Source organism: Propionivibrio soli (assembly GCF_025770765.1).
Taxonomy (GTDB): Bacteria; Pseudomonadota; Gammaproteobacteria; order Burkholderiales; family Rhodocyclaceae; genus Propionivibrio; species Propionivibrio soli.
The window spans coordinates 86637-100900 of sequence record NZ_JANZKY010000011.1; the positions used below are offsets into that span (position 1 = coordinate 86637).

Here is a 14264-nt window from a genome sequence, read left to right on the forward strand (position 1 = left end):
TCGCCCCGGGATGCACACTTCTGAGACCGTGCTAGATGAAGCGGGCGCCGAGAGGCAACCCTTTGTTCCACTCACAATCATCCAAAACAATCATGAAATCTCTATTCTTCGCCCTTGCTCTTCTTCTCGGTTTGTCCGGTATTGCTCACGCCCAAAGCGATGCGCTTGCCACCTGCCTAGCCGATAGCACGACCGGAAAGGACCGCAAGGAATTAGCCCGGTGGATTTTCGTAGCGATGTCAGCTCACCCTGGAATGCGCGATCTCGCTGCAAATTCCCCGGAAACCAGCGAGCAAATCAACAAGACCATGGGCGCGCTTGTTACTCGTTTGCTGACCGAGAGCTGCCCGCGGGAAGTCCAAGCCGTGGTCAAAGGAACCGAAAGCGCTCAAGGTATGCGCAGCGCGTTCGAAGCGTTAGGCCGCCTGGCGATGGCGGAATTGACTTCGAATGCAGACGTCGCAGCCTCCATCTCGAAGTTTGAGGGGTATGTCGACCGGCCCAAAGTATCGGCGGTTTTGAATCCCAAGTAGCGCTCGGCTTCCCTATCCTCTGGTGAGCCTGGGTCCGGCTGCATCGTGCTCTTGTGGCGTATGCAAACGATGCTCGACGCGAGACATTGGATCTCATGCGTATAAACGTCTCCCCACCCGAATTCTCCTCCTGGGACGAACTGCTTTCGTTGCTGCGCGGGGCGTTCGCGTACATGGAAGCACGCATTGATCCGCCATCGTCATTAACCCGTATGGGCGCTGATGACCTTCGAGCCAAGGCACACGTCGAAAATCTCATTGTGGCCACCGAAGGGGCGGAACTCATCGGGTGCGCGTTTGCGATGATCCGGCCGAATTGCGTTTATGTGGGAAAGCTAGCGGTCGCGCAAAGCTACCGCGGCAAAGGCGTGGCCCGCGCGCTCATAGCGGCGGCGGAGGGCTTGGCGCGCAAGCACGGCCAGTACTTTCTCGAATTGCAGACCCGGGTTGAATTGATCGAAAACCACGCGGCGTTTGCCTCGCTTGGATTCGAGAAGGTGGCTGAGACGGCTCACCCCGGGTACGACCGACCGACGAGCATCACGATGCGCAAATGGGTCGTGGATCGCGCCAACGGACAAGCTCTCAATCCGGGCGCCTGAGTTAGCGCCACCCAGCTACGGGACGGAGACCTCTGACGCCCTCCCGATTGTTCCACTTTCCACCCTGAGGTCGTGGGCACGCGCCTTGCCGCCTGCGATGCTCTTCGCAAATGCAAGCAGGAGCGCCGCCTTGAGAGTTAACCGTGTCGTTGCCAACATCACGGCGCAAGATCCCGGTCTCGCCGACAAGTTCTACGGACAAGTCCTCGGCCTGGATCTCCTGATGGATATGGGTTGGATTCGGACCTTCGGCAGCAAGACCAATGTGTCGGCGCAGGCCAGCTTCATGAGCGAGGGGGGCTCCGGCACGCCCGTGCCCGATTTGTCTATCGAAGTGGATGACGTTGAAGCCGCCTTTCATGCCTTCAAGAAGGCCGGCTTCTCTGTTGAGTATGGCCCGACCGACGAGCCCTGGGGCGTGCGGCGCTTCTTTGTTCGCGATCCGTTCGGCCGCCTCGTAAACGTCCTCTCACACCTGGCAAGGTAAGACTGCGCCGGCAGCGAGCCAACGTGATCCCTGCCCGCGCTTGCCGCACCTAAACCGACCTAAACATCGGAGCAGAGAATGAGCGCATATGCCGTTGCGGTAATCCGTGAAACTCGTTTTGACGAAGAGATCAAGACTTATCTCAAGCAGATCGACGAGACGTTGCGGCCTTATTCAGGCAGATACATCGTCCATGGCGGTCCATGCGAACCTCTGGAGGGCGCTTGGCAGGCGGCCTTGGTGATTCTCGAATTTCCGTCGATGGAGATGGCGCGCGGCTGGTATGACTCAGAGGCTTACAAGGCAATCCGTCCTTTGCGTTCGAACAATACGGAGGGCGAGGTATTTCTGGTGCAAGGGGTGCGCGAAGGACACAAGGGCGCGGATATCCTTGACTGAGTTCGGCTGGGAATGCTCCGTGTTAGTGCAAGGCGGGAGAGGTGCGCCGAGAACTCATCTCGTTGCTGAAACGGTGCTTCGCGATGATGATGAATAGAGGAGTAGGGCGCTAGTTACAGAGCGCGTGCCCGGTGATGCGCGCCTCGCCATTAAGCGAAGCGTGAGCAGGCTGCCTGCAATAGCGCGGCAGCCTGCGGCGACTCAGAGCTCAGCGAACAGTGAGCTTTTCGTACAGGCCGACGACGGTTTCCATCTCTGCGAGAATCCGCTCACTCGTGGTGGCCACGTTAGCCATCTGTTTTGGATCCGCGGCACCGCTCCGTTGCCCGAGTGCGAGGTCAAAGAACGTCCACTGCTGTTTTACCAGATCGAGCTCGTTCTTGATCTGCTGCGTGTTCGAGGTGTTGGTGCTGAGGTCGGACACGGTCGCGACGAATTCCTTTCGGGTCTGGTCAAGCAGGGCGTCGGTTTCATTGCCGCCAATTTTCCATGCTTGTGCTTGGTAGAGCTTGGCCATACGTTGCGACATCATGCGAGCCCGGCCAGCCGAATTCACGAGGTGCCCCCCGGCCGTCCCGGCTTGCTTCTCCAAAGCGACGGTGCCTTTGTCGGCAATCTGATAAATCAATTCGGACGAGGCGAGGACCTTCTTGCCGTTTTCCTTGTTCGGGGCGGCCCCGATCAAGACGTCTTTGTACTCGATCCAGGCGGTTTCAAGTTGCTTGTAGATGTCTCGGATCTCACCGGTCGGCGCGTAGTTTTTCAGTTCGACAAGCTGGCGGTCAAACAGCGACATGGACGTGTCGAGGACGTTTTTGGACTTTTCCCCATCAACACCGAGCCCCAACTGAAAATAAGCTTTAGCCATGCGATGAGCGAGCATCCGCTGCCGCCCGGCCTTGTTGATCGCCGAATTAATGTCTGCTACTTGTGCATGAGCGAAGCCAGCAAAGAACACGGCCAACACCACGACCGTAGGAAGAAAGGCGCTCGCCCAGCTATTCCGATGAATCATTTTTTACCCAAAATGCGTAATTTTACCCCTTTTTGACTAGGGTTTTCTCGAAAAACGAGCTAACGTGCAGTGTTTTCGCGCAGCTAAATCGTATAAGGCGATGAAAACAAATACGTTTCGCCATTTTTTATCTTACATGGTTTGCGTTCTTTGACCGTTTGCCGGCCGAATTCGTCAGTAGATGGAGTTCTGAACCCTCGGACGGAAAGCGAAAGGACCAGAAGGAAATGAAGAGCCATCTTTACCGAGTCACCGTCGAGCATCTGGAAGACGCAAAAGGGAACGCCGTGCAGACCTAGCCTTTGCACTTCGGGGCGCGAAACCATGACGATCTTTTTTTTCCCATCATGGAGCGACCAAAAGCCCGTGGTGACTTCGCAGAGGGCGAGGCGATGGCGTTTGCCCTCGGCCTGAAGCTTTCCAGCGAGGTTATGCTCAATCATCGCCGCAATGAGCTTTTTACGTCGCTGCAGCCGCACTTCGGTGAATTATGAAGGGGCTCAAAAGGGAATAAAGCGAACGACCGTGTCGCTTTTGAGTCGGAGCAGGCAGTTTTTGGCCACGCCTTCACTGCCCATTTTGCTCACGACACGATCGGGGTACGGGCTAGCTTGATACCCGTGTCGCTTTTGGCGTTGCTTTGGCCTTGGAGTGAAACGGCCGTTGCTGACGACGCCCCTGACCTGCTGAATGGTCGGTTTTTGCGCTTTGTTCGCCCGGCGTCTTTTTGGGCATGGGACGTTCCGGGCTGCCTGATCGGCGTGGTGGCTTCTTGGCTTCGCCCTCCCGCGCTTTCTCGGTTGCGCCAAGGCGGCGCGCTTCATCAGGGTGATTGGAGGAAACGCTTCTCTTCTTGGTGCCCATGTTTCTGGCAACCTTCGCGGCTTGCGGTTTATTCTGACCCGTAGAGCGGTTCGCGATCGGCTGCGGAGCAATAGTCGCATCTACTGCAAACCCAGGATGGGTCAGGGCCGGCAACGATTTCTTGATCAACCGCTCGATGTCGCGCAGCAGCTTGTCTTCGTCGACGCACACCAGCGAAACCGCCTTGCCGGATGCGCCTGCCCGGCCTGTGCGTCCAATGCGGTGGACGTAGTCTTCGGGAACGTTGGGCAGTTCGTAATTCACCACGAACGGAAGTTGCTCAATGTCCAATCCGCGGGCCGCAATATCGGTGGCCACCAGAACCCGCAGCTCTCCGTTCTTGAAGTCGCCGAGGGCGCGTGTGCGCGCTCCCTGGCTCTTGTTGCCGTGGATGGCGCTCGCCTCAATGCCGGCCTTCGTCAGTTTCTCGGCCAAGCCGTTCGCACCCCACTTCGTGCGGGTGAACACGAGGACCTGATGCCAGTCGTTCTGCTTGATGAGTTCGATCAGCAGCTCTCGCTTGCGCTCGCGGTCAACGCGATAAACCGCTTGCTCGACGAGTTCCGGCGCCGTGTTGCGACGTTCCGATTCGACGTAGCTGGGGGATACGAGAAAACTCCCGGCGAGCGCGCGGATGTCGTCGGAGAACGTGGCCGAGAACAGCAGGTTCTGGCGCGTCTTCGGGAGCAGCGCGATGACGCGTCGGATGTCGTGAATGAAGCCCATGTCGAGCATGCGATCGGCTTCGTCGAGCACGAGGATTTCGATTCCCGAGAGGTCGACGGCTTTTTGCTGAGCCAAGTCGAGCAGCCGCCCCGGGGTGGCGACGAGAATGTCGACGCCCTTTTTCAGCGCCGCGATCTGCGGGACGATGCCGACGCCGCCGAAGACGACGAGGGATTTGAACGCGAGGTGAGCGCCATAGTCGCGTACGCTTTCAGCGACCTGCGCGGCCAACTCTCGCGTGGGGGTGAGGATCAGTGCGCGCACATGTTGCCGCCCCGACGGTTTGCTTGCTGCGAGGCGGTGCAGGATCGGCAAGGTGAAACCGGCAGTTTTCCCCGTTCCGGTTTGCGCGCAGGCCATCAGGTCGTGGCCCTCCATGACGAGGGGAATGGCCTTCGCCTGGATAGGCGTCGGCACGGTGTAGCCTTGGTCGGCGATCGCCCGGAGCAGTTCCGGGGAAAGGCCTAATTCAGAAAACTTCAACAATCAAACTCCATGTTTTTGTCCGCCGTGGTTCAGCGGCGGTATTGGCGCCTGGGCGCCGTGGCGGTGCGGCTTTCGAGATGGCGGAAGGTAATGCGGCCCTTGTCTAGATCATAGGGCGATATTTCGAGGGAAACTTTGTCTCCGGCCAGAATGCGGATGTGGTTCTTGCGCATTTTTCCGGCCGTGTAGGCGGTTAGCTGGTGGCCGTTTTCGAGCAGGACCACAAAGCGTGAATCGGGGAGAACTTCAAGGATTTCTCCGCGCATTTCGAGCAACTCTTCTTTAGCCAAGGCATCGCCTCCAGAAAACGAGAAAAACAAAACCCGGCATGTGCCGGGTTTTCATTGAGGCAAACCGGAGAGCTTCAGCTCGTCCCTGGATGCCGACGAGCCTTTAGTTGTTCGGGACGATGTTCGATGCTTGCTTGCCCTTGGGGCCCATCGCGACGTCGAACGTCACTTTGTCGCCTTCTTTGAGCGTCTTGAAGCCATTGCCCTGGATGGCGGAGAAATGCGCGAAAAGATCTTCGCCGCCTGCGTCGGGCGTGATGAAGCCAAAGCCCTTCGAATCGTTAAACCACTTGACGGTACCTGTTGCCATAACCTGAATCTCCAAAAAATTGTTCCCCGGCCGGGGCGGTAATCAAGACGGCGAAGTGGTAATTGGGGGAGACCGCGGTTGGCGGACGGTGACCGACTGACGACAAGCGCGCTTGACTTGGGTGAGGTGCGGACTATGCACGTTACTGACTGGAATAGCAAATATACTTTTCCAGCAAACGGCGTGCCCGGCCTAAGAGGGTTTCAATGAGGCTGACGCCCCGTCATTCACCAACCGAGGCTGTTTTTTTGCTGGCAAAGCCGCAGGAACGAGGGCGGGAGGGAGGGTACGGGGAGTTGCCCCGTACCCTGTGCACATTAGGGCTACTTCAATACGGCTTGGATGACGTTCTCGCCCGACGCGATACGTTGCAACAAAGAGTCCGAGGGACGCCTGTCGAGCACCAATGAGCAACAGGCCGCTTGTTCTCCCTCGAAGATCGTGTTGTCCATTTCCTCGATGTTGATCCCTTCGTTGCGCAACTCGTGCAAAACGCCGGCCAGGACGCCGACACGGTTGTAATGCCGCACGACGAGCGGAACACCCGTATGCGCCTTGCGCGGATTCACGGCGTTCACGGGCTTGCCTGTTTCTACGAAGGTACGCACGATGCGCACCGTCTCCTCGGCAATCGCTTCCTCCGCCTGCTCAGTAGACGCGCCGATATGCGGCGTCGCGGCGGCGAGAAGGCCAGCGAACTCGGCGTCGGCAAACGGTGCCTCGCCCGACGAGGGCTCATTGTCAAAAACGTCGAGCGCGGCGCGGATGCGGCCGCTGCGCAGAGCCTCTTTCAGTGCCGCGAGATCGACGATTTCACTGCGCGCCGTGTTCACCAGGAGCGCGCCGGCTTTCATGCGTGCGAGGAAATCGCTGCCGATAATGCCCCGCGTTTCTTTCGACAGAGCAAGGTGCAAGCTCACGACGTCGGCGCTTTCTGCTAGTTCGTTAAGGGAGCTACAGAAACCGATGTCCAGCGCTTCCGCTTTCGCGGGCGTGAGGCTCCGCGACCAGCCGATAACCTTCATGCCCAGCCCTTGGGCGCGACAAGCGACAGCCTCACCGATATGGCCCAGCCCGACCACGCCGAGCGTACGGCCTTTGAGGCCGCGCGCCTTGCCGTATTCCTTCTTGCGCCATTTACCGGCACGCAGGTCGGCCAGGGCGTCGGGAATACGACGATCCGTCGCGATCATGAGGCCGATCGCGAGTTCGGCCACGGCATCCGTGTTCTTGCCCGGGCAGTTGGCGACGTATACGCCCTTTTCGCTTGCCCGCTTGATGTCGATTGTGTTCACGCCGGCGCCCGCGCGAATGATGAGCGAAAGGTCGGTTCCTGCGTCGATGCAGGCAGCGGTTACCTGTGTCGAGCGCACGATCAAGACTTCCGCTCCGGCGACGGCGCCGGGCAGCGTTTCGGCATCGAGCTCAGGCTTTAGAGTTACGTCGCACCCTAGCGCCTTCAGGTCGGCGACCATCTGGGATGACACCTTGTCGGCAATCAGCACTTTCATCGATTTCCTCCACTGGATTGATCTTGGTTATCGAGCCGCCACCAGGCGAACCTGACGGCGTGTCAGGCATTCCGAAGCGCATGCTACTCCTGCTTTCATGTCATATGCGATCCGTAGTTTTGCGGGGGACGATCGTCGCGCGGGAGGGACATCGGAAACGGCATTTGGCCTTGCAGCGCGGGGCCATGTATCGTCCGATATGGAAACGGTACGCTGCGTTCATGAGAACGAACCGGCACGGTGCACGGAGAACGGATAGGAAGACGCGAGATGGCGGGAAGCGGGTGGGGACTGCAAGGATGGTGGAACGCGAGGACCCGCGAGGCGGTGTGGTCGAACGCGAGAGTGACGCTGGCCATGGCCGGCATTATGGCCTTTGGCGTGCTTGCCGATCGGCCTCAAGCGATCATCCCTTTGCTGCTCGGAACGATCGCCAGCGCATTAGCGGAAACCGACGACAACTGGCGAGGACGAACGGGAGCGCAACTCATGACGTTGCTCTGCTTCTTCGTTGCTATCCATTCGGTACAGCTCGGCATGGCACGCCCGCCGTATCTTGCTCCGGTGCTCGTTATGGGTGCCTTTCTGCTGACCTTGCTCGGTGCCCTTGGCGACCGCTACCGGACGATTGCCGCCGCTACGTTGATCATGGCGCTGTACGCTGCGCTCGCCATGGGGCCGGGTACCGAGCGTGAACTTGCGGCTCAGCGCGGCGTACTTTTGTTCTCCGGTGCCATTTGGCACGGAATGGTTTCTGTCCTCTGGGCTGCCGCTTTCCCTACCTTCGCGGTGCGCGAGTCCCTAGCCAACCTGTATGAGACATTGGGGAAGTACCTTGAACTGAAATCGCGCATGCTCGAACCCGTCCGCAACGCGGACCTGGAGCAATGCCGGCTGCAGCTGGCGCTGTACAACGGGCGACTGGTGGACGCCCTGAATGCCACCAAGGAAATCCTTTTCGTGCGCGCGAGCAGCAAGCCGGACCGGATGCCGCCGTGGCTCGTGCGGGCGCTGCACCGGTACTTCACGGCGCAGGACGTTCACGAGCGTACGTCGTCTTCCCATGAGAATTATGATCTGCTGGCCAAGACCTTCTTTCACAGCGACGTGCTGTACCGGTGCGAACGCGTGCTCGCCTTGCTCGGTCAGGATTGCATCGCTTTTGCCGGAGTTATCCGCGAACGGCGGTCATGGGAGAGAGACGAAGCGGCCGCGCATGCCGTCGAGGACATGAACGCCGCCGTGGCGCATATAGAACCCGTTGGCGCCGACGAGCTGCCCGAAACGCACCGGGCCCGCCCTTCGCTGCGGGCATTGGCCACAAACCTTGGCGCAATACATCGGGAAATCTCGGGACTGCGCGACCAGGAACCGTCCCGGTTGCCCGCAGAATGGACGTTGCAAGACATCCAGCCGCGGACGTGGCGTGATTTCCGCGACCGTTTGGCGGCACATCTGAACCTCCAATCGCCCATCATGCGCCACGCTATCCGTCTTGGGGCTGCCCTCGGTGCCGGATATGCGGTCATGACACAGGTCAGCGATGCCTTCGGCTTCTGGATTCTCCTGACGATCGTTTTCGTCTGCCAGCCGTACTACGGGGCGACGCTGACCCGACTTGCGCAAAGGATCGCCGGGACGGTGCTGGGCCTGCTCGCGGGGTGGGCGTTGCTCCGGCTCTTTCCTGATCCGCTCACGCAGTCCGCTTTCACAGTCGTAGCGGCCGTCCTGTTCTTTGCGTTTCGAACGGCGCGCTACGCGATTGCAACCGCCGGTATCACGATGTTCGTGCTTCTCGCCTTCAATCAGGTGGGCAACGGATACGATCTGATTGTTCCGCGGCTGCTCGACACGCTGATCGGGGGTGGGATTGCGGGGGTGTCAGTGTGGCTGATCCTGCCCAGCTGGCACTCCCGACGCCTGCCACGGCTCGCGGCGGCTGCGATGCGTGCCCACTCGCGCTACTTGAAACAACTGATGCTTCAGTATTCGGCAACGGGCAAGCAGGACGACCTCGCGTATCGTATCGCGCGCCGCGACGCGCACAATGCCGACGCGACGTTGTCCGGAGCACTTCTAGCCGCTCTCCAGGAACCGAGCCACGTGCGCCGTGGGCGGGGCGAGTCGGGCAAGCGCTTCATCGTTTCGTCGCACACCTTGCTCAATTACCTGTCGGCGTTGGGAGCGCATCGGCCGCGGGAAGCCGTATCCGTTGGTACGGGTCAGGAACGGGCGATTGCTTTGGAAAGGGCGCTCGAGAACCTTGCCGCCGCCTTGGATTCGGGACAGGAAGCGAGTGAGAGCGATGTTGCGTGGAACTCGAATGGCGATGCAGGCAGCGACTCTCTACCTGCGGGCGAGCTGTCTGAAACGCAGCGCGTTGTACATGCGCAGCTCGCGTTGGTGGCTCGCCTGATGCCTACCTTGCGACGCGATGCCGCACAACTGGTCACGGGGTAGGGCGCGTACTGAGGTCAAATCGGGCTCGCGGGCAGTCGTCCTGTTGCCTGGAGCCGGGTTGGGAAAAGCCGTTTGGTCCTTGGCGTCGCTTAATCCTTGGGCGGCGTTCGTTGAACGCCGCCCTTCCATTTTATTTCCGCATCGCAAGCGCCTCGGCTTCGGCCGCGCAATATGCCGGGGCCTTGGCGCCGGCGGCGCGCGCCGCTTCGATTTCCTGGCGCGCCAACCTGAGCTGCTCGACGAACACCGGGTTCCGGTGCAGTCGGCTCACCGTTGCCGCGGCTACCACACGGCCTGCTTCGACGTCGCTCTTCCAGTGCACTCCGCAGATCAAGCGGCTGTCGCCGAAGGCGAGTCCGCGGGCCAGAATTGCATTGGCGCGTTCAGGAGCCGCTTCCGCCAGCACGAGCGCCCAAGCCCAACCGATCGACGTGTGGCCCGACGGGTAGGAGTCGTCCTTGTGCTTTTCGTCGGGCGTGCAACTCGTGTCGCCATGGGCGATATAGGGACGACGGCGCTTATAGAGATCCTTGGGCTTGTCGTTGGCCCGGCTTGCATCGGCCCGTACGCGGCGAATCAGCATATTCAAGTGAGGCGTGGCCTCCGCCGACACTTCGAGACCGAGTGCGCAGGAGAATGTGCGGGCCGCATTCGGGAAGGTCAGGTCGGCATCCTGGACGGCGAGTTTCCAGCGGGGCGAATCGCGCAATTGACGCGTGTTCTTGTAGTACTCCTCGTCCGCGGCGAAAGCCGCACTTCCGGCGGCTGGAGGTGGGGGAAGGAACTCCTGTGTGCCTGGAAGTTCGTCGGGTTGCAGGTAACCGATCACGTACCCGGAGCGCCCGCCCGATAGTCCGTCAGGCGATGTCGGCGGAGCTACGGTTGCGCAGCCGGCCAGGGCGAGAAGCACGGATAGGGCGCATGCGTTTCTTTGTATCGATAGAGTCACTGCTTCCTCCTTGAGTCGTTGTGATTGTTCTTGGTGCTCAACTAAGCCGCCGCCGCAGATCTTGTTCGTATGCTCTCGGCGGTAGTCACGGCTGTTGCTAAATCGAAAATTTAACGTTCATAAACCAACAAAATGTTCGATTGGGAACACTAGGCGTCAGGCGGCGGTTTGTCAAACCAGTGATAGAGTTCGCCTTGCCGAGCTGTCCATGCGCCGAGCCGGGCGTAAGAAAAGAGACCTCTCGGCAAAGTGTTGAACTGGTTTCGGATGAAAGCATGCCAATTGATTTGAAAAGCCGTCGCTTTCGCCTCAACCTGGCGGGTGCCCTTGTCCTGGCGCTCGGAGTGTTGGTGGCCACTTGGATCTACTTTCACGCGGCCGAGGACGATGGCGACGTGATCGGCTATGTCGTGGTGAATGGGGAGTCTTATCCCTTGCGTGCAAGCGATTCGAAGCGGTACCGAGCCGATCTCGAGCGTTTCGGCGGCAAGGCGGCGGTATTCGCGGACGATCTCAACCGGTGGGTGCAGAGCCTATTTCAAGGGCAGCGCTTGGCTTTCACGATCGCCGTCAGTGCCATTGCCGTATCGGCGGTCTGTTTCCGCGTTGCGCGACGGCACTGAATTAGCGGCAGAAAAAAAAACAAAGGCCGCTCAACTTTCATCGAGCGGCCCGGCTACGGCACGGTGTGAAACTATTTGTCGGCTTTACGGCGCCGGGTGCCGAGCCCGACGAGGGCGAGCGCGCTCAGGACCAGCGTACCGGGTTCGGGTACCGAGTTGTCGCTGCCGGGATCACGCGCCCACAACGAGACGTGGGACAAGCCCCGTGAACCGAACACCGGGGATAGATCCGCCGTGCCAAAGAAATTCAGGACCGGACCGGCGCTCGTCGGATGGTCGAAACCGAATTGCTGTCCGGTGAAGTTGTAAGCGGCGAAGGCATTGCCCTGTTTGAACACCAGAGCGAACTGGTCGAAGTACGCGTCCCCGAGAACCACGCCGGCCCTGGCAATCACACCGAGATCCGGGGTGAACGCCCAGTTCCAGATACCTTTCGTGGCGTCGAAAGAGATCGAGAAGAAGCTGTCGAGCACGATGCCGGTATAGGCGCCGATCTTGGTCACGGCTTCGAAACCGTTCGTTCCCGGGCCATCCACTTTGCCCAAATAAATCCAGCCGGGGTCCGCGATTCCATCGTGGTTGAGGTCGTACGCACTGTACGGGCTAGCTAGGAAGGCGCCGTTGCCGAAGAGGTCGCCCCCTGTTCCCGGCCCTTGCCATTTCTGGTTTTGCCCGTTCAACAAGCCGTCATTGAAGTAGCCCAGGTTGGTCGTAGGGTAAGGCGTATCGTTGCCGGCAAACGCCCCGTAGCAACTCTTGAAGTTGATCGGGGCGGCGTTGATCACAGTCTGAGTAGAGGCAACAGTCACTGTCGTCACCGTAACGTTTCCCGACGCGCAACCGTTCAGCGTCGTCGAAACGGTGCCTGCGAACGCCGAAGCACTGCTCAAACTGATAAGAGCCACGGCGGAAAGCGTGAAGTATTTGGCAGAGGTTTTCATGATGTGCTCGCTGGTAAGTGGGCAAGCTCCTAAAAGCAACACCTGTGCCGTCATATATTTTCCATTTTTAATCATACTATTAGATTAAAAAAACGAGAGTTCCCGGATGCTTTCTTCTTGGTGTACAACTGTCTGGTCGATGGGGAAGAAAATTTCCCGACATCGAGGTGGGGGAACCGGCGTCGGCTCGAACGGGCTCCTCCGATAGCCCGATACCAAGGAGGAAATGCCCGCAGATGGTGCGAGGGAAACGACGGCGCCATTCTGTAGTGCGCAGCCATGATCAGCCGCTTCTTGGGTCGCTTGACCAATCGGCAGATTGGCAGGAGATCACGAAAAGAGTTTCCGAGATACAGCCGTGGTGGCGTGAGACTTCATTCGGTTTTTGGGTGAAGTCGACGTTTACGGATTGCCCGATTGGTCAGATTCTTGCTTTTTCCGCACTGTCCGGAAGCCTGCTTCCGGTAACATCTATTCGCAACAAGGCCGAACTTTAGGGAGAAAAACGCATGGCCGGATTCAAATGGACCGATGATCTGAGTGTCGGCAATACGATGATCGATAACGACCATCAGCACCTGTTTGCTCTCGTCAACAAACTCTATGAGGCAATGAGCAGTGGCAAGGGAAACGCGGTTCTGGGCGAGATACTCGACGAACTGATCACTTACACCAAGTCGCATTTCGGACGGGAAGAGCGTCTGATGCAGCAACTCAGCTACCCGGAGTACTCCGGACACAAAGCGGAGCACGACAAGCTGGTGTCCGAGGTCTCCGAACTGGAGCGCAGTTTCCAGGCCGGCGCGATGACCTTATCGAGCAAGGTTTACATGTTCCTCAACGATTGGCTCAATACGCACATCAAGGCCAGGGACAAGCTGCTCGGCCAAGCGGCAAAAGCCGTGAGATGAACATTCAACGATGAGGCGAGGAGAAATGGGACGCTGGTTTCTCATCTGTCTGCTGCCCTTGGCGGCCTGCGGGGTGGCAGACGTTGCGACGACGGCCGCAACAACGGGCAAGATGCAGGCGGAACAGGCGAAGCAAGGCCAGCAGGCCGTGCAGAAAGTCCAAACCGAATTGGATGCTGCCGCCAAAGCCGCGCAGGAGAGGGCGGCCGCCGCCGAAGGGCAATAGCGCAACGGGAAGCTTCGAAGGCGAGGCGCGACTTGTATCCTGGCCTTCCGTCATCGCGAAGACTGTGAGCGCAAGGGCCGGCGAGCGGGCAAGGTAGAATCGTCTGTCATTGACCTTTCGGGCGGGCCGGTCCGCCATCGTTCGGAGCCCCCCGCATGTCCCTCACATGGTTAGCCACCAACGTCATTGCTACGATCCTTCTGCCGCCCCTCAACGGCTTGTCGATAATCGCTCTCGGCGTCTTACTATGGCGCCGGCGTCCTTGGCTCGGACGCGCGACCTGCTTAGTAGGCTTCCTCGCTCTCTGGATTTTGGCGATGCCTGTAGTCGGCGATGCCCTGTTGCGCACCCTCGAGGGCGACCCTCTGCGTGCCGAGGATTTGCGAGGTGTGCAGGCCATTGTCGTGCTCGGCGGAGGCCGTTACCTGAGTGCGGTGGAATACGACGGCGACACAGTTAACCAGACGACGCTCGTTCGCCTGAGATATGCGGCGAAGCTGCAACGCGAAACCGAGTTACCTGTTCTCGTCACCGGCGGAGCGCCGGAAGGCTGGGGCGAGCCAGAGGGAGAACTCATGCGCCGCGTTCTTCACGACGAGTTCGGCGTGCCCGTGCGCTGGGTCGAAAGCGCCTCGGCAGATACGCGGCAGAATGCCCTGTTGTCGGCCCCGTTGCTCAAGGCCGATGGAATCACGCGCGTTGCCCTTGTCACCCATGCCTGGCACATACCGCGTGCCATCGTGAGTTTCGAGCGCGCCGGTCTGTCTGTGACACCGGCACCGACGGGCTTCCATCGTGGTCCAGTGAGGCCACTGGACTTCCTGCCCTTGCGCTACACCGAGTCGCGGTATGCGCTGCACGAATGGATTGGCCTTCTCTGGCATCGATTGCGCGGCTGACGACTCCCCGAGCGTCGAATGCGAACCGAAGC

17 protein-coding genes are annotated in these 14264 nt (G+C 59.5%); 10 read left to right on the forward strand and 7 right to left on the reverse strand.

What is annotated here, in order from left to right; genetic code table 11:
- The first annotated feature begins 35 nt into the window (after nucleotides 1-35).
- The 4 genes from NZ453_RS13985 (at nucleotide 36) to NZ453_RS14000 (ending at nucleotide 2021) form a co-directional block, all read left to right on the forward strand.
- Entirely contained in the window at nucleotides 36-533 is a 498-nt protein-coding gene (locus NZ453_RS13985; protein ID WP_263771277.1) for a hypothetical protein, read from the forward strand.
- Nucleotides 534-628: 95 nt separating this feature from the next.
- A complete protein-coding gene (locus NZ453_RS13990) occupies nucleotides 629-1135 on the forward strand; it encodes a GNAT family N-acetyltransferase (RefSeq protein WP_263771278.1) in 507 nt (168 codons plus the stop codon).
- Between the two features lie 130 nt (nucleotides 1136-1265).
- Nucleotides 1266-1622, forward strand: a complete 357-nt coding sequence (locus tag NZ453_RS13995) for a VOC family protein (protein ID WP_263771279.1) — start codon at nucleotides 1266-1268, stop codon at nucleotides 1620-1622.
- Nucleotides 1623-1700: 78 nt separating this feature from the next.
- Complete coding sequence (locus tag NZ453_RS14000; protein WP_263771280.1) at nucleotides 1701-2021, forward strand: DUF1330 domain-containing protein; 321 nt, start codon at nucleotides 1701-1703, stop codon at nucleotides 2019-2021.
- A gap of 208 nt (nucleotides 2022-2229) precedes the next feature.
- Here NZ453_RS14000 and NZ453_RS14005 read toward each other — a convergent pair whose 3' ends face one another.
- On the reverse strand, nucleotides 2230-3036 hold the full coding sequence (locus NZ453_RS14005; RefSeq protein ID WP_263771281.1) for a type IV pili methyl-accepting chemotaxis transducer N-terminal domain-containing protein: 807 nt from the start codon (nucleotides 3034-3036) through the stop codon (nucleotides 2230-2232).
- Between the two features lie 347 nt (nucleotides 3037-3383).
- Between NZ453_RS14005 and NZ453_RS22220 the strand changes: the two genes are divergently transcribed.
- Nucleotides 3384-3530, forward strand: coding sequence for a DUF3861 family protein (locus NZ453_RS22220; RefSeq protein WP_420851665.1), 147 nt, complete (start codon nucleotides 3384-3386; stop codon nucleotides 3528-3530).
- A gap of 112 nt (nucleotides 3531-3642) precedes the next feature.
- Here NZ453_RS22220 and NZ453_RS14015 read toward each other — a convergent pair whose 3' ends face one another.
- The 4 genes from NZ453_RS14015 to NZ453_RS14030 form a co-directional block, all read right to left on the reverse strand.
- Entirely contained in the window at nucleotides 3643-5109 is a 1467-nt protein-coding gene (locus tag NZ453_RS14015; protein ID WP_263771283.1) for a DEAD/DEAH box helicase, read from the reverse strand.
- 32 nt (nucleotides 5110-5141) lie between these two features.
- The gene (infA, locus tag NZ453_RS14020) at nucleotides 5142-5402 is read right to left on the reverse strand and encodes a translation initiation factor IF-1 (protein WP_263771284.1); all 261 of its coding nucleotides are present in this window, start codon (nucleotides 5400-5402) and stop codon (nucleotides 5142-5144) included.
- A gap of 103 nt (nucleotides 5403-5505) precedes the next feature.
- Complete coding sequence (locus NZ453_RS14025; protein ID WP_263771285.1) at nucleotides 5506-5712, reverse strand: cold-shock protein; 207 nt, start codon at nucleotides 5710-5712, stop codon at nucleotides 5506-5508.
- Nucleotides 5713-6035: 323 nt separating this feature from the next.
- On the reverse strand, nucleotides 6036-7223 hold the full coding sequence (locus NZ453_RS14030; RefSeq protein WP_263771286.1) for a 3-phosphoglycerate dehydrogenase family protein: 1188 nt from the start codon (nucleotides 7221-7223) through the stop codon (nucleotides 6036-6038).
- A gap of 270 nt (nucleotides 7224-7493) precedes the next feature.
- Between NZ453_RS14030 and yccS the strand changes: the two genes are divergently transcribed.
- Entirely contained in the window at nucleotides 7494-9683 is a 2190-nt protein-coding gene (gene yccS, locus NZ453_RS14035) for a YccS family putative transporter (protein ID WP_263771287.1), read from the forward strand.
- 130 nt (nucleotides 9684-9813) lie between these two features.
- Here yccS and NZ453_RS22070 read toward each other — a convergent pair whose 3' ends face one another.
- Nucleotides 9814-10632, reverse strand: coding sequence for an acid phosphatase (locus NZ453_RS22070; RefSeq protein ID WP_263771288.1), 819 nt, complete (start codon nucleotides 10630-10632; stop codon nucleotides 9814-9816).
- Nucleotides 10633-10907: 275 nt separating this feature from the next.
- Between NZ453_RS22070 and NZ453_RS14045 the strand changes: the two genes are divergently transcribed.
- Nucleotides 10908-11255: a hypothetical protein gene (locus NZ453_RS14045; protein ID WP_263771289.1), complete on the forward strand. Its 348-nt coding sequence runs from the start codon at nucleotides 10908-10910 to the stop codon at nucleotides 11253-11255.
- A 71-nt stretch (nucleotides 11256-11326) separates the two neighbouring features.
- Here NZ453_RS14045 and NZ453_RS14050 read toward each other — a convergent pair whose 3' ends face one another.
- Nucleotides 11327-12196: a PEP-CTERM sorting domain-containing protein gene (locus NZ453_RS14050; protein ID WP_263771291.1), complete on the reverse strand. Its 870-nt coding sequence runs from the start codon at nucleotides 12194-12196 to the stop codon at nucleotides 11327-11329.
- A 509-nt stretch (nucleotides 12197-12705) separates the two neighbouring features.
- Here NZ453_RS14050 and NZ453_RS14055 point away from each other — a divergent pair.
- From NZ453_RS14055 to NZ453_RS14065, 3 genes are all read left to right on the forward strand, one after another.
- Nucleotides 12706-13107: a bacteriohemerythrin gene (locus NZ453_RS14055; RefSeq protein WP_263771292.1), complete on the forward strand. Its 402-nt coding sequence runs from the start codon at nucleotides 12706-12708 to the stop codon at nucleotides 13105-13107.
- Between the two features lie 25 nt (nucleotides 13108-13132).
- Nucleotides 13133-13333 (forward strand): hypothetical protein, encoded by a 201-nt coding sequence (locus tag NZ453_RS14060; RefSeq protein WP_263771293.1) that lies wholly within the window; start codon nucleotides 13133-13135, stop codon nucleotides 13331-13333.
- Nucleotides 13334-13488: 155 nt separating this feature from the next.
- Nucleotides 13489-14232, forward strand: a complete 744-nt coding sequence (locus tag NZ453_RS14065) for a YdcF family protein (RefSeq protein WP_263771294.1) — start codon at nucleotides 13489-13491, stop codon at nucleotides 14230-14232.
- Nucleotides 14233-14264 lie beyond the last annotated feature (32 nt).